The organism is Silvanigrella aquatica (genome assembly GCF_001907975.1).
GTDB classification, from domain to species: Bacteria; Bdellovibrionota_B; Oligoflexia; order Silvanigrellales; family Silvanigrellaceae; genus Silvanigrella; species Silvanigrella aquatica.
Genome location: NZ_CP017834.1, coordinates 1300546 through 1319690, shown reverse-complemented (window position 1 = coordinate 1319690; position 19145 = coordinate 1300546). Strand labels below are relative to the sequence as shown.

At 32.1% G+C, this 19145-nt stretch carries 16 protein-coding genes and 1 tRNA gene; 11 read left to right on the top strand and 6 right to left on the bottom strand.

What is annotated here, in order from left to right:
• From purE to AXG55_RS05465, 8 genes are all read left to right on the top strand, one after another.
• Positions 1-531 carry a 5-(carboxyamino)imidazole ribonucleotide mutase gene (gene purE, locus AXG55_RS05500; RefSeq protein ID WP_148697127.1) on the top strand — a complete coding sequence of 177 codons (531 nt, stop codon included), beginning with the start codon at positions 1-3 and terminating at the stop codon, positions 529-531.
• Positions 532-537: 6 nt separating this feature from the next.
• On the top strand, positions 538-1731 hold the full coding sequence (locus tag AXG55_RS05495; RefSeq protein ID WP_148697126.1) for a 5-(carboxyamino)imidazole ribonucleotide synthase: 1194 nt from the start codon (positions 538-540) through the stop codon (positions 1729-1731).
• On the top strand, positions 1715-2500 hold the full coding sequence (locus AXG55_RS05490) for an orotidine 5'-phosphate decarboxylase / HUMPS family protein (protein WP_148697125.1): 786 nt from the start codon (positions 1715-1717) through the stop codon (positions 2498-2500). The genes AXG55_RS05495 and AXG55_RS05490 overlap by 17 nt, the downstream gene beginning before the upstream one ends.
• Positions 2501-2514: 14 nt before the next feature.
• Positions 2515-4842 carry a phosphoribosylaminoimidazolesuccinocarboxamide synthase gene (locus AXG55_RS05485; RefSeq protein ID WP_148697124.1) on the top strand — a complete coding sequence of 776 codons (2328 nt, stop codon included), beginning with the start codon at positions 2515-2517 and terminating at the stop codon, positions 4840-4842.
• A gap of 23 nt (positions 4843-4865) precedes the next feature.
• Complete coding sequence (gene purN, locus AXG55_RS05480; protein WP_148697123.1) at positions 4866-5444, top strand: phosphoribosylglycinamide formyltransferase; 579 nt, start codon at positions 4866-4868, stop codon at positions 5442-5444.
• Complete coding sequence (gene purM, locus AXG55_RS05475) at positions 5441-6418, top strand: phosphoribosylformylglycinamidine cyclo-ligase (protein ID WP_148697122.1); 978 nt, start codon at positions 5441-5443, stop codon at positions 6416-6418. The genes purN and purM overlap by 4 nt, the downstream gene beginning before the upstream one ends.
• Before the next feature lie 142 nt (positions 6419-6560).
• Positions 6561-7886 (top strand): peptide MFS transporter, encoded by a 1326-nt coding sequence (locus tag AXG55_RS05470; RefSeq protein WP_148697121.1) that lies wholly within the window; start codon positions 6561-6563, stop codon positions 7884-7886.
• Between the two features lie 44 nt (positions 7887-7930).
• Positions 7931-8794, top strand: a complete 864-nt coding sequence (locus AXG55_RS05465; RefSeq protein ID WP_148697120.1) for a mechanosensitive ion channel family protein — start codon at positions 7931-7933, stop codon at positions 8792-8794.
• 5 nt (positions 8795-8799) lie between these two features.
• On the opposite strand, the gene AXG55_RS05460 is transcribed toward AXG55_RS05465, so the two are convergent.
• The 3 genes from AXG55_RS05460 to AXG55_RS05450 form a co-directional block, all read right to left on the bottom strand.
• Positions 8800-10350, bottom strand: a complete 1551-nt coding sequence (locus AXG55_RS05460; protein WP_148697119.1) for a DHA2 family efflux MFS transporter permease subunit — start codon at positions 10348-10350, stop codon at positions 8800-8802.
• Positions 10347-11213, bottom strand: coding sequence for an HlyD family secretion protein (locus AXG55_RS05455; RefSeq protein ID WP_148697118.1), 867 nt, complete (start codon positions 11211-11213; stop codon positions 10347-10349). The genes AXG55_RS05460 and AXG55_RS05455 overlap by 4 nt, the downstream gene beginning before the upstream one ends.
• Before the next feature lie 114 nt (positions 11214-11327).
• Positions 11328-11660, bottom strand: coding sequence for a DMT family transporter (locus AXG55_RS05450; RefSeq protein WP_233231401.1), 333 nt, complete (start codon positions 11658-11660; stop codon positions 11328-11330).
• 402 nt (positions 11661-12062) lie between these two features.
• Between AXG55_RS05450 and AXG55_RS05445 the strand changes: the two genes are divergently transcribed.
• Together AXG55_RS05445 and AXG55_RS05440 are read left to right on the top strand one after the other, a co-directional pair.
• Positions 12063-13310, top strand: a complete 1248-nt coding sequence (locus AXG55_RS05445) for a dicarboxylate/amino acid:cation symporter (protein WP_148697117.1) — start codon at positions 12063-12065, stop codon at positions 13308-13310.
• Positions 13311-13385: 75 nt separating this feature from the next.
• Complete coding sequence (locus tag AXG55_RS05440; RefSeq protein ID WP_148697116.1) at positions 13386-13970, top strand: lipocalin family protein; 585 nt, start codon at positions 13386-13388, stop codon at positions 13968-13970.
• 159 nt (positions 13971-14129) lie between these two features.
• Here AXG55_RS05440 and AXG55_RS05435 read toward each other — a convergent pair whose 3' ends face one another.
• Together AXG55_RS05435 and AXG55_RS05430 are read right to left on the bottom strand one after the other, a co-directional pair.
• Positions 14130-15554: a hypothetical protein gene (locus tag AXG55_RS05435; protein ID WP_148697115.1), complete on the bottom strand. Its 1425-nt coding sequence runs from the start codon at positions 15552-15554 to the stop codon at positions 14130-14132.
• Positions 15555-16032: 478 nt separating this feature from the next.
• A complete protein-coding gene (locus AXG55_RS05430; RefSeq protein ID WP_148697114.1) occupies positions 16033-16728 on the bottom strand; it encodes a phospholipase A in 696 nt (231 codons plus the stop codon).
• Between the two features lie 633 nt (positions 16729-17361).
• Here AXG55_RS05430 and AXG55_RS05425 point away from each other — a divergent pair.
• A complete protein-coding gene (locus AXG55_RS05425) occupies positions 17362-18822 on the top strand; it encodes a gamma-glutamyl-gamma-aminobutyrate hydrolase family protein (RefSeq protein ID WP_233231400.1) in 1461 nt (486 codons plus the stop codon).
• A gap of 205 nt (positions 18823-19027) precedes the next feature.
• On the opposite strand, the gene AXG55_RS05420 is transcribed toward AXG55_RS05425, so the two are convergent.
• A tRNA-Ser gene (locus AXG55_RS05420) sits at positions 19028-19117 on the bottom strand.
• Between the last annotated feature and the right edge of the window lie 28 nt (positions 19118-19145).

Below are 19145 nucleotides of genomic sequence, written 5' to 3'. Positions count from 1 at the left end.
ATGAATTCTAAAAACGTAGTCAGTATCATTATGGGCAGTCACTCCGACTATGAAACATTAAAACATGCTGAAGGTATTCTCATAGAATTTGAAATACCTTATGACATACAGGTCATAAGTGCACACAGAACTCCCGATTTAATGTATGACTTTGCTAAATCAGCTGCTGATAAGGGAATAAAATTAATTATTGCGGGTGCAGGAGGCGCTGCCCACCTTCCCGGAATGGTCAGTGCTTTAACCACAATTCCAGTCTTAGCCGTTCCTGTACAATCAAAAGCATTAAAAGGAATTGATAGCCTTTTATCTATTGTACAAATGCCAGGCGGTATTCCCACAGCTACTTTTGCTATTGGGCAGGCGGGCGCCACCAATGCCGCCTTATTCGCTATCCAAATTTTAGCTCTTGATAATAAAAAATTATTACAAAAGCTTTCTGATTGGCGAGAAAAAAGAGCAGCAAAAGCACTTGAAGGAAATGAAGTTGTACAAGAAATATTAATTAAAAATCGAAAAAAGACAAAGGGATAAACAGTTATGAAAACAATTGGCATTTTGGGAGGTGGCCAACTGGGAGGGATGCTTTGCGAATCCCTCATGAAGCTGGGAGCCAGGGTTATGTTTTACGATCCCGATCCCCATTCCCCTTCTTTTTTTCGTTCCCCTTATCACTACCAAGGAGAGTGGAATGACTTTAATAAGTTGAAAGAATTTTTCTCTAAATGTGACGTTGTAACTTATGAATTTGAAAATGTTTCAACAGAATTATTAAACTCATTGGTTCAAGAAACCAGCACCCCCTTAATTCCTTCCGCTCATGCACTCACAACAACACAAAATAGAATATATGAAAAAAACTTTTTAAAAGAAAATCAATTTCCTGTCTGCGCTTTTTTTGAAATTAAAAATTACGAATATATTTCTTTAACAACAAAACATTTATCCTTTCCGTTTATATTAAAAACAGCTACTGGTGGATACGATGGCAAAGGACAATGGTTTATTGCCGATCACAATGATTTAAATAAGTTTGCAAATCAATTCACAAAAGATAATTTTGTCCCTCTCATTGCAGAAGAAAAAATTGACATAGAATGTGAAGCTAGCTGTATTGTGGCACGTGACTTCAATGGAAATACAGTTTGTTTTCCTATATTTGACAATGTTCATGCCCATCATATTTTGAAACACACAACTGTCCCATCCCAATTACCAGACTCAGTGCAAAATGAATTAAAAAATATTGCAATAAAAGCTGCTGAAAAACTTAATGTTGTAGGACTTCTCACCACAGAGTTTTTCATAACAAAACAAAAAAGTAACTACACTCATCAAAATAGCGTTAATGGTTTTTATGTTTATGTAAATGAATTTGCACCACGTCCACATAATTCGGGACACATTACACGAAATGCCTGTAACCTAAGCCAATTTGATGCTCATGCACGGGTTCTCTTGAATCTTCCCCTGCATCAACCTAAACTACATCCTGGTTATTATTGCATGGGAAATTTACTGGGTGACTGCTGGATCTCACAAGGTAACAAAAGTGAATTAAATTTGAGTTCATGGCAACATCAACCCGAAATTATAGATGTTATTCTTTATGGTAAATTAGAAGCAAAAACAAATAGAAAAATGGGACACTTTGTTTCCTATTCGCAAAATAATGGGGAACATATTCTTGCCGCTGAAAGATTTGAGAAAGGCTTAAATGAAAAATCATCCTAATTTAAAACTTTGCCTAGGTATCGATCCCAATCCTAATAAAAATGATTTGGAAAGTTTTCGTGACTCCGTCTATAAGCACATGGAAATTCTTGATTTCTGTTCGAGCTCTTTAGAGCACCGTGTTATCAAACCACAATTAGCTTATTTTCTTTCTTATGGCAGTAGTGGTATTTTATTATTAGAAGAATTAATTGCACGCTTTCAAAAACAATACACTATTATTTTAGATGCTAAATTTAATGATATTTCAACATCTTTTAAAGCATATTTAAATTTTGTTTTTCATTCACTAGGTGCTCACGGTGTTACTTTAAGCCCCTTTTTAGGTGAAAAAACAATTCAAATGGCCTATGAAGAAGGCGCGAAACATTGTGGCAAAAAAGCGAGGAGTTTTGTTTTATGTGCCACAAGCGAATCGAGCCAAGGCCATCTTTCCTTTATTCAAAGTAATTGGAAAAAAACCCTACTAGCTTGTTCGGAAATCCGCAATGAAATATTTCAAGGAGAAGAGTCATTATATTGCACTACCGGAGTCGTTGTTGCCGCAAATCGCAATGAAGTTCTATTTTCTGATGAATTAAAAGAAAGCAATTTGTCCGTATTAGCGCCAGGGTTAGGGGTGCAAAGTTCTGATTGGAATGTAATTCGCAATTGTTCTAATCATCCTAACGAAATTATTTTTCCTTTTAGCCGTGCCATTTTTTCAGGAGGAAATATTCCTATTGAAAGTATGAATGAAAATTTAATCACGATACAGCAATATTTTTAAGGGAGCGCTTTAAAATGGCATTTATACAAAGCCTATATATTGGAAAAGTTCGCAATAGCGCTATTCTTAATAACGAAACAAGAATCATTCAAACAACACCACGTATTTCTGCCTTCGATTTCATATTCCCATTTGAAGTTGAAAAAAAAGCAGAAATATTACAAGCTATTTCAGTTTGGTACTTTAATAAAACAAAACATATTATTGAAAATAGTTTAATAGGATGTCTTGACGAAACTCATTTATTAGTAAAAGAAGCACAAGTTTTTCCTATAGAAATTATTGTTCGTTCCTATTTAAGTGGAAGTCTTTGGCGTTTATATGAAGAAAAAGGTGCTACAGCCGTTTTTTCAATTTATGGTGTTATGTTACCCGAAGGTATGATCCAAAATCAAAAATTTGAAAAACCGATTCTCACTCCTACAACCAAAGCAGAAACCGGCCATGATTGCCCTATTTCATGTGAGCAAGCGGCACAAATTGTTGGAAAAGAAAATTGGAATTATATAGAAAAAAAGGCGCTTGAATTATTTTTATTTGGAGAAAAAGAAGCACAATCACGTGGACTCATTTTAGTTGATACAAAATATGAAATGGGATTGTATCAAAATAAAATTATTCTTGTAGATGAAATTCACACGCCCGATTCTTCTCGCTATTGGTATGCCAAAAATTTAAATTTATCCTCCCCTAAGCAATTATCCAAAGAGTTTTTACGTGAAGAACTTATAAAAATATTAGGCAAACCAGAAAACTTTAAAGAAAATCCTGCAAATCATCCTTATTTTTCGGACAAAAAAGTAACAGATGAAATAGCCCACAAAATTTCTCAAAGATACATTGAGCTATATGAAACTTTTGTAGGAAATGTAACTCCCTCTGAAATTTGCAATTCCTATTCAATTGATTGGCCTATTCCAAAAAATATTTTTAATGAATATATGGATTCTGCCACTATGCCTGCAAAAATTCTTGTCGCAGGAAATGGCGGACGCGACTTTTCTATTTATTCCTCATTTACAAAATTACCTGAGGTGAATAGCGTCTATTGTGCCGCAGGAAAAAGAAATTGGTTTACCGCAAAGTATAAAGAATGTCCGTCAACAAATGTTTCCGATATTGCAAAATTCGCTGCGGAAAATAGCGTTGGCCTTGTCATAGCGGGGCCTGAGCTTCCTATTGCGCAAGGTATAAGTGCCGCATGTCAAGAATTTAAAATACCCGTTCTCGCTCCCTCGCTCGGCTGTGCTTCTCTAGAAGCAAGTAAAATTATTTGTAAAGAAATTATTATCAGTGCTGGAATTAAAACAGCAGACTCAACAATAATAACTTGGAAAAAATTAAAAGAAACACTCCATTGTTTTATCGAAAATGGCAGTTCAAATAATTTTTCATTACCTTGTGTTATAAAATACGACAGTCTTGCGGCAGGAAAAGGTGTTTTTGTCTTATTTAAACGAGAAGATGTTATTGAAGCTCTTCATTCCATTGAAATTAATTTAAATGAATGGGAAAGCTTATCGGCACAAATTAATGCTCCTACATATAGTAAAAAACAAGGGGAACCTTGTTTCCTTATTGAAGAAACTCTCTCGGGTGAAGAAATTTCGGCCATTGCCCTTTGCAACGGTGAAAACTTTCGTTTGTTACCTATAGCTCGCGATTATAAACGCAGAAATAATGGGCAAACAGGACCTAATACAGGAGGTATGGGAACAGTTTCTCCTATGCAATTAAATTCTCAATTAAGGGAACAAATTAAAGATTCATTTACAAAAACTCTGCGCGAGTTGGTAAAAAGAAATATGCCTTATCAAGGATTCCTTTTTGCTGGATTTATGGTGGATAAAAATAACACCGCTTGGCTTTTAGAGTATAATTGCCGGCTGGGAGATCCGGAAACCCAAGTATTACTTCCAGGTTTGCAGCGTGATTTTTATACGGAATTATACCGAACAGCAAAAGGTTTGCCATTTTTATTTCCTGAAAAATCGGGCACTGCTTTTTCCCATGATAATTTAAAAAGAGTTTTTGTTGTCGGAGCTTCACCAGAATATCCTGAAAAAAGTGCGGCAAGAAGAGAAGTTCTTATTCCTGAAAATAACGAATTTTCAGAGTTAAATTGTGAATTTATTCCTACCGCAATCGAACCAGATAATTCCACAACGGGGGGGCGTGCTTTTGGCGTCACCGCAACTGCATTAACTTTTGAGGAAGCGCAAAAAAATGCCTACATAGCTATGAATAAAATTCAACTTAAAAACTCAGATGGAACTTTATCCCAGCCGCATTTTCGCACAGACATTGCGGCCGAATTATGTTCCTATGAAAATTCAAAATAGAAATTGAGAATGAGAAATTTATAATGATTGTCGTCTTAGCTAGTGGAACGGGTACAAATTTTGAAGCAATTGCTGATGCTTTTCCAAATAAAGTAAAAGCATTAATCTGTAATATTGAAAATGCAAAAGTGATTGCAAAAGCAAAGCAACGCAACATTCCTTCGTATGTTGTTCCGCATAAAAATTTTATAAGTCGCAATGAACATGAAATTGCTTTATTACAATCTATAAAACATTTAACCGATATTAAAGTCATTGTTCTTGCTGGTTATATGCGTGTATTAACAAACATCTTTTTTAATGAAATAAATAAATTTAGTTTCCCTCCCCTCTTAATTAATTTGCATCCTGCTCCCTTGCATTTGTATAAAGGAGCGCATGCTTATGAATATGCCGTTGATAATAAAGTAACAAACTGGGGACTTACTGTTCACGAAGTAATTCCTGAACTTGATTCCGGAAAAATATTAAATTTTATATCGTTTCCTGTATTTCCTTTTGAAAATACAGAACAATTAAAAGAGCGGGTGCGCCCCCTGGAGCACCAATTACTCATTAAATCTATTAAAAAAATCATTTCACAGGAGAACGTTACTTTATGACAAGCACATCCACAGGTTCAAGCAGCACATATGAAAAAGCGGGAGTGAGCATTATTGCCGGTGAAAAACTGGTAGATAAAATCAAAAAAATTAATCCTACTATTGGTGGCTTTGCGGGCATTTATAAATTGGATGAAGAACGCTCCTTGGTTGCCTGTACCGATGGCGTTGGTACCAAACTTGAACTGGGAATAAAAATGCAGCGCTATGAAGATTTAGGACAAGATCTCGTTGCTATGAGTGTGAATGATCTCATTGTCTGTGGGGCTCGTCCCCTTTTTTTCCTCGATTATTTTGCTACAGGAAAACTGGATATCGATGTGGCTCATCGCGTTATTAAAGGAATTGTAAAAGCATGCCAAGACTCAAGTTGTTTGCTTTTAGGTGGTGAAACAGCCGAAATGCCAGGATTTTATGATAATAATAAATTTGATCTCGCTGGTTTTGCCGTGGGAGAAGTTCAAAATGCAGAAATAATAGATGGAAAAAATATTAAGGAAAGTGACATTATTGTTGGTTTACCTAGCAGTGGTTTTCATTCCAATGGCTATTCTCTCGTACGTAAAATCATGGCCGACAATCATTTAACTCTTGAAACACCATTTGAAGGTAAAACAATTGGACATTATTTAACAGAACCGACAAAACTCTATGTAAAAGATATTTTAAATTTAAAGAAACAGATTACAATAAAAGGCATGGCACACATAACGGGTGGTGGACTTACAAATATTGCACGCATATTACCTGAAAAATTAGTATATGACATTGATAAATCAAAAATCCCCGTTCCCTCAATCATTAAATATTTTCAAACTTTAGGAGAAATTTCTGATGATGAGGCCTTTACTGTTTGGAATATGGGAATGGGTTTTGCTTTGGTTATTGATCAAAATGAATTTGAAAAATTAAAACGTATTTTACCTGAAAGCTTCATTGTTGGAAAAATTATTTCTTTAGCCCAAAAGAAATAAACTAATTTTATAAACATTTTAATATTTTCAATAATATTTATTTAAAAATTTGTTGTCAAAATCATCGGTAAAGTTTAAGTTACCTCTATAAAATAAACTTTACATTTCAATCTTTTTGCTTTTGCAAAGAAAGACATTGATTATGACAACAAAAATCAAACAACCTAAAGGTATGTATGTACTTGCCTTCACCGAAATATTTGAACGTTTCAGTTATTACACACTTTCTTTTCTTTTAGTGCTCTATGCCTCCGCTTCCGTTGAAAAAGGAGGCTTGGGTTGGAGCAATGCGGAGTCCTTATCTCTGGCTGGATTATATACTTTAGCGGCCTACACCCTCCCTATTATCGGATCCTACTGCGCCGACAGTCTCATTGGTCGGGGCAAAGCCGTAGTAATTGGTGGTTTCATTATTATATTAGGCCACTTTTTAATGTTATTTTCAAAAGTTGAAATAATTTTCTATATTGCCTTATTCTGCGTCGCTGCAGGCACAGGTTTTTTTAAACCCTGTATGCCCTCCTTATTAGGCGATCTCTACAAACCTAACGATACCCGTCGTGAGTCGGGTTTTAGTTGGTATTACTTTGGCATTAATGTCGGAGCGATGATTGCTGGAATCAGTGGCGGCTTGCTCATGCAAAATTTTGGCTTTCCTGTTGCCCTCGCATCGGCGGGTGTAGGCATGATCATTGGCATGATTGTCTTTTATTTTGGAAGAAAGCACCTTGTTTTAGAATTCACTCGACGCCGTCGTCATGATCCCAAACCACCTCGTAAAACCATGACTAAAATTCAAAAAAAGGCTGCGGGTTGTTTAGCTCTTGCTTTTGTCTTTTTTGCTATTTGGACAACTGTATATAATATTGCCGTATCTGGTACCTTAACATTATATATAGAAAAATTTACAAATAAAACAGTATTTAATTACGATATTCCTTCCCCTTTTTTTATGTCACTTGAAAGTTTAACAATAATTACATGTACTCCCATTATTACTTATATTTTAGCGCGCCAGGCTCGCAAAAATAAATATCCTCATTTTTTTAGTCAAATGAGCTTTGCTGTCATTTTATCTGCCGCCGGATTATTTTATTTTACTTATCTTTCCTATATTGGCCAAGGTGTTGCAGAAGGCACAAAACCATTCCAATATTATGAAATCATGCTATTTATTATTATTCTTTCACTTAGTGAAACCATTATTTCTCCTGTCATGATGTCAACAATAAGTGTCATGGCGCCGCAACGTTACAAATCATTATTTCAGTCTTTTTATTTAGCAACCTTTGGCTTAACAGGATTGCTTGCAGCAAAAATAGGAAAAGATTCTTTAGACACACCCTTTAAAACTTTTTTAATTGTCAGTATAGTGATCTTCACAGGTGGTATTGTTTACTTTTTTATGAAAAGTAAAATGATAAAAATCGCCCATGAAGCAACAAAAGAACAGGCTAAGCTTCAATAAAATTAAAAAGTTAACTTATAAAAAAGCCTGTTTAGGTATTAAAAATGACTTCGTTTTCTGATTTTCAGTTTTATTTTCAACATATTGTAACAACAGCTATTTTTTTCTTTTCTTTAATTGCCATACGATTTTTAGTAGTAAAACAAATTTCACAATCAAAAATATCTCCAGCAGAAACAAAACGAAGCATTATTGTACGCGTGAATAATGCTTTTATTGTTCTCATTTTTTTCACAATTATCACAATTTGGTCCAATGAATTAAAAACTATGGCCATCTCCTTTGTAGCCATTGCCGCAGCTATTGCTATTGCTACAAAAGAATTCTTCTTATGTTTTATCGGAGGGTTATACAAATGGCTTGCCAAACCCTTTTCCATTGGCGATCGCATTGAAATTTTAAATTATCGTGGTGAAGTCGCTGATTTTAAATTTATGAGTACCACATTACTTGAAATTGGTCCTGGCAAAGATCATTATCAATATACAGGAAGAACATTGGTCATTCCCAACAGTATTTATCTGACAAATTCCATTGCAAAAGAAAGTCACAGCGAAAGTTTTACTTTACATACTTTTATTGTCCCTATTTCAAAAAATGAGGATTGGAAAAGTTGTGAAGCAAATTTACTTTTCGCTGCACAAGAATCCTGTAAGTCATATCTTGAGGAAGCAAAACGTTTTTACCTTAGTGAAAAACATTTTTTTGTATTAGGGCCTGTAAGTATTGAACCACGCGTCCAGTTTTCCATTTCAAATTTAAATCAAATCGATATGATAGTCCGAATTCCTTGTCCTTCCTTACAAACAAATAAAGTGCAACAAAATATTATTCGCACTTTTCTTGAATTGCAGAGTGAAAAAAAAGAAAAAATAAAAAATGATCGCCTTGGTGCAAATGCCTTTTAATTTTTTTAATGGGAATTGGATACATTTTTTACTTTTTTCTTAAGCTTAATAAAAATTATGGGTAAAAAAGAAATTGCAAATATGATCATCATGATTTGCACAAGCTGTAAAAAACTCAAAGCAAAGGCCTGATGCTGAACACGGCTATATAAACTCAGCAAAGCGGCATTAGAAGAATTAGATAATCCGATATCTTTTAAAAATCTGAACGAGAAATTACTTGCAGACGAATTTAATTCATTAATTGAAGTCGTACTTAAATTCGAAACATGCAACAATATTTCATTATAGTTATAACTAATATGCCTTGCTAATAGAGTATCTATAACAGCAATACCTATACTTCCCCCAATTTGCCTAAATAAATTTAATAAACCTGCGACTTGTCCCAATTCATAACCAGAGAATTGACTTAAAATTGTAGAATTAATGGGTACAAATAAAAACGCTAAAGCCGCCCCACGCATAAATAGCATTATTAAAATTTCATTTACCGATGTTAATGGAGAGAAAAAAGACATCATATAAAGACAAATTTCGACTCCAATAAGACCAATAACTATTAATTTTCTGGGATCTGAAATTGTTTGGACTTTTTTTCCAGCTAAAGGCATTAACATTGCTGTTAGAATGGAACCAGGAATAAAAAGTTCGCCAATTTGAACCGCAGTATAATTAAAAGTACTATTTAAAAATACTGGTAAAACAAATACAACTCCATAAAGAAAAAAACCCAAACAACCCATTAATGTAACACCCGAAACAACAATTGGTTCTTTAAATAAGCGAAGATTAATTATTGGAAATTTGACTTTAAGTTCCCACCAAATAAATAAAATAATTGAAATAATTGAGACAATAGCACAAGTCAAAATAATTTTTGATTCAAACCAGTCATCAGCCTGCCCTCTTTCTAATAAAAATTGCAAACATCCAATTCCAAGAACAAGCAATATAAAACCAAAAATATCTAAATTTGATTTATTTTTTTCCGCATTTGTGCGATCTTGAATGCACATAAGACCCATAAAAATAGTTAAAACTCCAATAGGCAAGTTAATATTAAAAATAGATCTCCAACCATAATTATCAGTCAGATAGCCGCCTAAAACAGGACCCAAGGTTGGTCCCACCATTACGCTCATGCCAAAAATAGCTCCAGCCGTTCCTGCCTGTTCTTTTGGAAATTGCTCATAAATAAGGGCTTGAGAGGTAGGAAGCAATGCTCCTCCCGCAAGACCTTGAAAGATTCTAAAAATAATTAAGGAAGTTAAATTGGGTGCAAGACCACAGGCAACAGATGTGATTGTGAATATGGCAATACAAGATAAATAATATCTTCTTCTTCCTATACGCTCACCCAACCATGCAGAGACAGGTAAAACAATGGCATTGGCAACAGTGTAACCTGTTACAACCATGCTGACATCATCAAGTGTGGCGCCCAGATTTCCCATCATGGTAGGAATAGCAACATTGACAATGGAGGTATCGATAATTTCAAGTAGTGAGGCGAGTACAGCAACAAAAATTATGAGACGCGAGGTCAAACTCATAAATTTTCCCGGCTTTTACGAACCTTAACAATAACAGAAAGTCCATTTTTTAATAGTTCTATATCTTGATCAGATAATTTATCAAATTTAATTCGTACTGCTACTCTCTGAACAACTTTTGTAAAATTCCCTGTTGCATTATCGGGAGGTAACAAAGTGAAAGTTGCTCCGGTTGCTGAGCTCATAGAAAATACAGTTCCTAAAAATGATTTACTTGAAATCGCATCGACGTCGATTTGCGCACGTTCTCCAATACGAATATCTTCAATCTCTGTTTCCTTAAAATTTGCTGTTACCCATCTCTCATCAGAATCGACAAATCCAATTAATGGAACACCAATATTTGCTAATTGACCTATTTCAGCTGACGTTTTAGCTATAACTCCATTCGATGGTGCTTTTACTTTAGCATATTCTAGCATTAATTCTGCTTGCAAAACTTGAGCCTGAACGCTTTCTGTCTGCGCACGAATGTCATTAAAGTTTGCTAATGCAGAATCATATTGTTGTTGAGTTGCAGCGCCAATTTTATATAATTTTTCAGTTCTTTTATAATTGATTTCAATATCTCGCATTTTTGCATTTAATGAAATTAAATTTGCTTTAGACTGCTTTAATGAATAAACATAATCACGATCATCTATTTCAATTAATATTTGCCCTTTTTTTACTTTTTGTCCTTGTATAATATGTACTTTAGTGATAAACCCTGAAGCTTTCGGTGAGATTAATAAAGCATGTCCTTCAATTTGAGCATTATCTGTGGTGACATAAAAAACATTTTGATATATAAAATAGGTCACAATTATGAATACGATAAAACCAATTAAAGATAAAATAATTTTTTTTACAGAAAATGGCATTAAGTACCTTCTTTGACAAAAATATTCAATATAAATATAGCACTTATAATTATTCTAAATAATATTCATTCATATTCATGACAAGAAGGTAAAATTTTCCTAAAAAAAATATTCCTATTTTAATTGCACATTGGAATACTTCATAAAAACGACACCTAAAATTATTAAAAATAATCCAATAATTTTTAAAATATCAAAAGTTTCTTTAAAATAGAAATAACCCACAAGGGAAATAAGAATTGTACCAAGGCCCGACCACGCCGCATAAACAAAACTCAAGGGAAGTTGCTTCGTGCTAAGAGATAAAAAATAAAAGGCCACACCATACCCTAAAATAACACAAAATGTGGGCCATACTTTAGTAAATCCTTCAGACATTTTTAATGCCGATGTTGCAAAAACTTCAAAAACAATTGAAACAATTAAAAAAACAAAAGAATTCATCATCCGGCAGTCCTCTTTTCAAATCATATTAAAAGACCCAATTATTTAATATGATAAATCATTAAATAAATAAAATAATGATTTTTAAAGACATTACTTATGAATGCTTCTCAATATTAAATTCCTAATTGAACTTACCATTCCTCAAGAATCGCAAGGTTTAAAACCTGTAAATTATTTTATCTCAATTGACAACTTAAAAAAAATCATCTATAGTCATAAATTGTATGGTATTTTTCTTAGTAAAATCAACTGGTAGAATGGTACATGAATCCTCTTATAGTTTTATTAAATAGCCCTTCTGAAAATCTCAACAGAAAACTAAAACTCTTCTGTTGTTGTTAATTCCATCAATCTCTATTTTTCTTTAAAAAAATGAATTTTAATTCCTATAAAGGATCAATCATGAGTTTATTTTCCACTTTTCGTAAAAATTTTTTTATGAATACCCCCTTTCTTTATTTTACCATGATCATTCTTGGAATTGCCTGCGGCTTTTCAAACAACATAATGTTACAGGATTTCGCACAATTTATATCTGATATTTTTATTAAAATATTCAAATGCATCAGCCTTCCTATCATTGCCTTGTCTTTAATTGTAACGCTATCGAGTCACAAAGCCGATCAGTCAAGCAAGAAAATTTGGCAACGTACCATTTTTTATACCATCACAACGACCATTTTAGCCGCTACTGTTAGCTGTATTTTATATTTAATTGTCAAACCCAGTAACATCCAAATACTCAGCGCAAAGGGAGCACTTCCTAAAACAGATGACATTAGCTATCTCGAACATCTGTCAAATATCATCCCTTCAAGCATTCTTTCTCCTTTTTTAAACCAACAAGTGATTTCAGTTTTATTTATTGGCATAATCACTGGAATTGCCATCCGATTTATTCCAGAACCTGAATCTAAAAAAACAATCTTAAATTTTTTCCAAGGTGCTCATTCCTTATTTCTTGTCATCACAAAATGGATTATTAAAATTATTCCTCTCGGATTATTTGGTTTTATTTCTGTTACGGTAACTCAAATTCAAAGCGGAATGGAATTTGCAGGAATTGGGGAATACATTGCGATCATTGTTTTGGCCAATCTTATTCAAGGATTTGTTATTTTACCTGTTTGGCTTAAGTCTAATGGAATTCCCCCCTTCAAAACAATGAAAGCCATGCTCCCCGCTCTCTCTCTTGCCTTTTTTACAAAATCATCTGCTGGTACCTTACCTGTTACCATAGAAACTGCCGAAAAAAATGCAAATGTAAACCCCAAAGTCAGTCGCCTGGTATTACCTTTGTGCACAACAATTAATATGAATGGATGTGCTGCCTTTATTTTCACAACAGTTCTTTTTCTTATGCAGAATCATGGCATGGAAATTTCTATAGGAACAATGATTCTTTGGATATTTATCTCAACTATTGCCGCTGTCGGAAATGCCGGCGTGCCTATGGGCTGTTTTTTCTTAAGCGCAAGCCTCCTCGCCAGCATGAATGTTCCCATCGCATTACTTGGAATTATTATTCCCTTTTACGGCGTCATTGACATGATTGAAACCTCTCTCAATGTATGGTCCGACTCCTGCGTGGCTAAGGTTGTAAATACAAAAATGGAAAAAGATGTTTTGCTTACAACAGAAGCTTCTTAATTTACAACAGAAATAATTCAGTATATAAATTTTTCATTGCATTCTTTTTCTCAACTTTAATTGAAAGATTTTAAAATGAAAAAACTGTTAATTTTAGTATTTATTCTGGTTTTAGGATGTACAACTTTTGCAAATGAAGACAATTCTGGTTCTCAGTTTCCTTTGTGTCATATGGAGGCAAATACTCTAATGATTAGCAGTTCTAGTTGCAATCTTGATTTACCTCGTTATATGGGAAAATGGTATGAGCAAGCTCATTTACCCACTTTTTTTCAAAAAGATTGTATCTCTTCAACAGCAGAATATTCAATCAAGGAGGATGGCAATGTTAAAGTTATTAATACATGTTTTAAAGCTAATGGCTCTCTAAAAGAGATTGTTGGAAAAGCAAAAGTCAATACTAAAGATCCAAGTGGCCGTAGTTTGATTGTAAGTTTTAATTGGGTTACTGAAATTGTTAACTTTTTTAATGGAGTCAATTATTACGTATATTTTGTAGATGATTTATATAAATACGCTATCGTTGGAACTCTTAAAAAAGATATGCTTTGGATTTTGACTCGTGATGAAACTATTGATACTGAAACTCTTCAAAAATTGCTCGATATTGCTAAACAAAATGATTTTAATTTGTCTACATTGATTTATGATATTAGATAAACATAGATTCTTTATTTAATATTTCTCTTGTCTCCTTTTTTAAATTGATTTTTATTAAAAGACAACCATTTTAGCCAGGTAAGCTTCAAAATTCAGTAGTTAATCTTTTCTTTGTATATAATCCTATTTAAATTGAATATGTCACAGTTTATTAAATTTTTAAAGATATGAAAGATCATTTATGATAATATCATACGCATTTTTGTCCATTGCTTCAAAACCATCTCTTACCATAATATCTTTTTCAGGGATTGAGACATAAGCCATAACATCTTCCCATAATATGGCACCAGGAACAGCAACTTCATTTTCATTAAATTTTACAAAATGACTTCCATTGTCCAGATTAAAATCTGGATTAGAACGATTAGGTAATAAATATCCACCTTCTTGATAAACAACATATACATTAGAAAGAGTTCCCCCAGACCAATTATTAATAATAAAATTTATATTTGTAGATGTAGAAATGAAACCTTTATAACTGTAATCTGAAAAAACATGACCAGATAAATTTAATACACTCTGTAGCCACCAATTTAATTGATCAGAAATTGGTGCCGTAGTTAGAGGAACATTATTTGGATATTTATTTAAAATCATAAAATTATCTTTGCTAGGATCAAAATTTTTGCCAGTTTCCTTTTTATAATTTATTAACATTTTGTTAATTTTTTCAATATCTTTTTTTCTAGTAACAGAAGGAAAAAAACCCCCAATATCCTTTATACCACAATTTGTTCCTACGGAATGACCTGGATAAGTAATTTTTCGGCTTGAAATGGGATCTTTTAAGGAAAAACCCTTTTTCCAATCATCATCGCAGTTTATCCAAGGTTTTTCAGGCGGTCTAAAATCAGATCTATATGTATAACCAATAGTTCGATTAACACTAAGTTGTTTTTGTAAAACATTTACGCTTTTATTATTAAATGATGCAAAAAAATCATCATAAACAAATTTATTGGAATGCCCATTTGCTAAAATACTTTTTATAATTTTAGTTGTTGGAGGATTTGGAGTCGACCTTTTAGCTACTTTGCTAAATGTTGTTTTGAGCTTTTCAAGTTCTTTAAGGGCAAATGATTTTTCTTTTCCTACTCCACTTATTTCAAAAGTATATTTATTCATAATAGTGTTTATTGTAAAATCAATAACAATTTTTCCAAGTTCAACCCTTTCTGAAACTGGTTGGAAGGTGACTGAAAAAATACATCTTTTATTTTTATTTAAAATAATTCCACATGGCAAATCTGATCCAAGTTTTGTACTAGCAGTTGATATTCCAGGATATGGTAAGTCAAACTTAAATGTAGTATTAGTAAATGTGATATTATTAATAGTAATATTTTTATTTGAATTATTTTTTAGAATTATATTAAATTTTGATTTATTTAATATAAAAACCTCACCGAATTTCCCATTAAAATTAAAAACTTCAATTGGGTTTTCATAAATTTTTGGACTTCTGAACTGCACTATATTTTGTGATTGAATTTGAGGAAGAGTATTATTTTTTAATGAGCATCTACATGAAATAAATTCTAAAATTAGTAATAATAAAATTATCTTTATTTTTTTCATTTTTAAATCCTTTAATTTTATTTTTAAAATTCATTTAAAATTATAATATATTATAACAAAAATAATCAACTAATATTATTTTGACATTTTTTTGAATACTAAAATAAAATTTGGTTTTATATAAAAATTTTTAGATATATTATTTATCACAAAATATAATTCATATTTCAAAAATTTATTTCAATTGAAATAGCACTTTTTCCTTTCATAAATCTCACGATATCTGAAACAGAATATTTTGGAATAAATACAAAATGATATTTGAAATCTCATTTTGTATGATTTAAACTAGTTTCAATAAAGCTTTATCCATAGTGATAATTTGAGTGGTTCACTATGGAGATTTCTATTTGAAGACATTAAGAATGTTAACTTTTAAATAAAATTCAGTATTATTGATATATACTCAAATATTAAATATATGTCTTCCACTTTATTGAATATTTTTTTAATAAAAAAAGTCAACTGAAAAATTTTATTAATAAAACCTAATACCTATTCCATAAGCCTCAGTAAAATGATCGTATTCAATAAGACTTTGTCCGTATCCTCGAAAATATTGAAAAATTAATCCGAAGTCTTTGTACACGCGCAAAGATTGTGAAAATATAAATTGAATTCGATCTATGTTTTCTAAATTTTGAATGGATATTTTACTTTCCCATAATTCTGTTTTATATGACATTGTAATATTCTCATAGCCTAAATAATTTTGAATATATTCACCTTCTTCATGCGTGGTTTCATAATTTCGAACCAAAGGCCATATGCTTAAAGATAAATTGAAGTTTTTTACGCTATGCTGAACGGTATTCGTCCAACGATCCCATGCCCTCTCATATATTCCTCCTCTGCCATTGGATTCATGATCATAAAATGTCATAAATGACCAACTGTCATTCATTTTGTATTTGATAAAAACCTGCGAATTGTAATTGGTTTCACGAACCCAAGGATCAACACCATATATTTGCCAAAATAATTTTAGAGTTAATGAAACATTTAAAGAAACATCATTAATTTCTACTACAGGAGAATAAGTGCTCAATTGCCCCTTAAATTCTCTTTGTTTTAATCCTTGATCAGAAGGAGTTATGTCAGAATATATTTCATAATCTGGTTTTTTTACGTAATAAAAAGGCAAAATATAATTGTCATTGTAAACTGAAAACATTTTCAATCTCTTAATTAGAATTCATAACAAAAATAAGTTTGCAACTACACGTGAATCAATCTGTCAGATATACATTAAATTTTAAAAATGTTTAATAGATATGAATTTATTTTTTTACTCAATTTATAGATAATTTATACTTTTTACTTGAAAATAGTTTAATAAATTTATAAAAATTAGTTAAATTTAAAAAACTGTTTAATTTATAGCGATATTACTTGAAGTCATAAATTAAAAAACTCTAAAAATTTAACGTAGAAATAATATTTCATTTTATAAGCTTAAAATAAATACAAATTTTGAAATTATTCCTTCTCTTTAAAAGTAAATAATAATAAATTTTTTATTGCAAAAATACTTAATTTAATCCTCAATTTATCTTTAATTTCAATCATTTTGTTCAATTATTTCGTAAAATTTACCCTATTGAATCTTATTCTTTAATGATATAACATAAACTTGTTATTATTATATTATATGCAATTGACTCATCTTATTAAAAAAGGATATTTATAAATAATTTCACATATATAATTAATTAAATATGACCAGTTCAACAGAACTGCGTATTAGAGTTAAAATTCATATATGCAATTATAATTATATTAACGTCAACTTATGATTGGAAAATCCATGCAAATCATACGCAATTCTTACACTCAATGTTTTACAGGTCGAAAGCTTGAAAAAAATAAAAGCAAAGAGCAAGCTCTCCAAGAATGTATCAATGAAATCAATGAACATATTGCCAAAGGCAGCATAAACTCTCGCAATATTCAAGAAATCTTAAGAGTCTGTATTTGCAAAAAAATTGATGATAAGAAATTTTTTAGTAATAATTTCATTAAAAACATAACAGAACTTAATAAAAATGAAAGTTATATATTTAAAAAAGTTTTCCCTAGGAGTATCCAAAAATTTTTAGCCTTTCTTTTTATAACCTTCGAATCTCATCGCAATCCTTTTATCAAACCAAAGGAAGTATCTAATAACAATAAACTTCTTAATATTAAATCATTCAAGGAATGGTTAAAAGAAAATCTCAATTTATCGGAAAAAACTTATTGCTCCATTATTGATAATCACTATATTAGCAATATTTTTCTCAACTTAGAAAACAAGATTTCTCTAGGCAGAAAATTTTGTAACAATGTCCAATTTTATTACCACAAAAATAAAAGTCCTATGACAATTGGTCTACTCTGGAATTTCGAAGATACGGGTTTCACGACACCCAAAGTGAGAAACATTATTGAAAATCTTTATTCCTACAACACCATTTTAATTGAGCAGTTTTTAAAAACAATTAATGTACCCGCACTTGAAATGGAAATTAAATCCATACCTAAACGCTCGGCATCACTCCATACAAATGAATTTATTGAATATCTCCTTGAACATTCTAATAGCATGCCGGAAATCAATAAAATTAAAAAATATTGCTATGAAAACGCAGACAAATCCGACGGCATTATTATACCTGGGGGAAGTGACATTGAAGATTATGTTTATTCCCATGTAAGTAAAAAATGCAATCCCTATTTAGATATCAGAAGAACCCTGACCGATCTTTTTCTCATACATCGCTGCATTACCAAAGGAATTCCCTTACTCGGTATTTGCCGCGGTTGCCAGATTATCAATGTCTATTTTGGGGGAACAATTGAAAGCGTTAAAGACGAACACAGCTTAATAAATACTAAAAACTTCAACATTGTTGCAAAGGAAGATACTCGCTTCAAAATTTTTGATGAGAATTCAATTCACTCTGGTGTTTCATTGCACAGACAGTGCGTAGATAAGCTTGGAGACAGACTGACTGTGACCTCAGTATCTGCAGATAACACTTATGTCGTTAAATCCATTGAAACAAAAATGGGATCGCTTGTTTTAGGAGTACAGTTTCATCCTGAGTTTTATAGCGGAATGAAGAAATTCTGTCGTTTAAATATTCAAAAATCTAAAGAATTGATGTTCAGCAATAAAAATATATTTACTTATTTTTTTCAAACTTGCCAAACCTATCGAAACAAACAAACCTACTTAAAAGAGATCATTGATATCCCTCCTCCCTCAAAAAACCTCCTAACGTAGATTTTTTGAGGGAGAGGATTCCCTAGATACAGAAGTAAAACTAGCTCAAATTTCTCTTCGTACGAGTCGGCCTACCTATCAAATAGAGAAAATATTCTTGTATGCGTTAAATTTGTTTATACTGGCATTTACATCACGTTAGATTTGCGGCAAAAAAGGATTCAAACTGACTCATATAAATAATTGTAATAACGGTAGATTTTAATGGCGGAGAGCGAGGGATTCGAACCCTCGGTACCCTTGCGAGCACGCCTGATTTCGAATCAGGTACATTCAACCACTCTGCCAGCTCTCCCCTGTTTGTGGTGACGATGATGTAGCAT

Bases quoted from the DNA above. Each gene is read 5' to 3' on its own strand.
- purE (WP_148697127.1), top strand. From the start codon at position 1: ATGAATTCTAAAAACGTAGTCAGTATCATTATGGGCAGTCACTCCGAC.
- AXG55_RS05495 (WP_148697126.1), top strand. From the start codon at position 538: ATGAAAACAATTGGCATTTTGGGAGGTGGCCAACTGGGAGGGATGCTT.
- AXG55_RS05490 (WP_148697125.1), top strand. From the start codon at position 1,715: ATGAAAAATCATCCTAATTTAAAACTTTGCCTAGGTATCGATCCCAAT.
- AXG55_RS05485 (WP_148697124.1), top strand. From the start codon at position 2,515: ATGGCATTTATACAAAGCCTATATATTGGAAAAGTTCGCAATAGCGCT.
- purN (WP_148697123.1), top strand. From the start codon at position 4,866: ATGATTGTCGTCTTAGCTAGTGGAACGGGTACAAATTTTGAAGCAATT.
- purM (WP_148697122.1), top strand. From the start codon at position 5,441: ATGACAAGCACATCCACAGGTTCAAGCAGCACATATGAAAAAGCGGGA.
- AXG55_RS05470 (WP_148697121.1), top strand. From the start codon at position 6,561: ATGACAACAAAAATCAAACAACCTAAAGGTATGTATGTACTTGCCTTC.
- AXG55_RS05465 (WP_148697120.1), top strand. From the start codon at position 7,931: ATGACTTCGTTTTCTGATTTTCAGTTTTATTTTCAACATATTGTAACA.
- AXG55_RS05460 (WP_148697119.1), bottom strand. From the start codon at position 10,350: ATGAGTTTGACCTCGCGTCTCATAATTTTTGTTGCTGTACTCGCCTCA.
- AXG55_RS05455 (WP_148697118.1), bottom strand. From the start codon at position 11,213: ATGCCATTTTCTGTAAAAAAAATTATTTTATCTTTAATTGGTTTTATC.
- AXG55_RS05450 (WP_233231401.1), bottom strand. From the start codon at position 11,660: ATGATGAATTCTTTTGTTTTTTTAATTGTTTCAATTGTTTTTGAAGTT.
- AXG55_RS05445 (WP_148697117.1), top strand. From the start codon at position 12,063: ATGAGTTTATTTTCCACTTTTCGTAAAAATTTTTTTATGAATACCCCC.
- AXG55_RS05440 (WP_148697116.1), top strand. From the start codon at position 13,386: ATGAAAAAACTGTTAATTTTAGTATTTATTCTGGTTTTAGGATGTACA.
- AXG55_RS05435 (WP_148697115.1), bottom strand. From the start codon at position 15,554: ATGAAAAAAATAAAGATAATTTTATTATTACTAATTTTAGAATTTATT.
- AXG55_RS05430 (WP_148697114.1), bottom strand. From the start codon at position 16,728: ATGTTTTCAGTTTACAATGACAATTATATTTTGCCTTTTTATTACGTA.
- AXG55_RS05425 (WP_233231400.1), top strand. From the start codon at position 17,362: ATGCAAATCATACGCAATTCTTACACTCAATGTTTTACAGGTCGAAAG.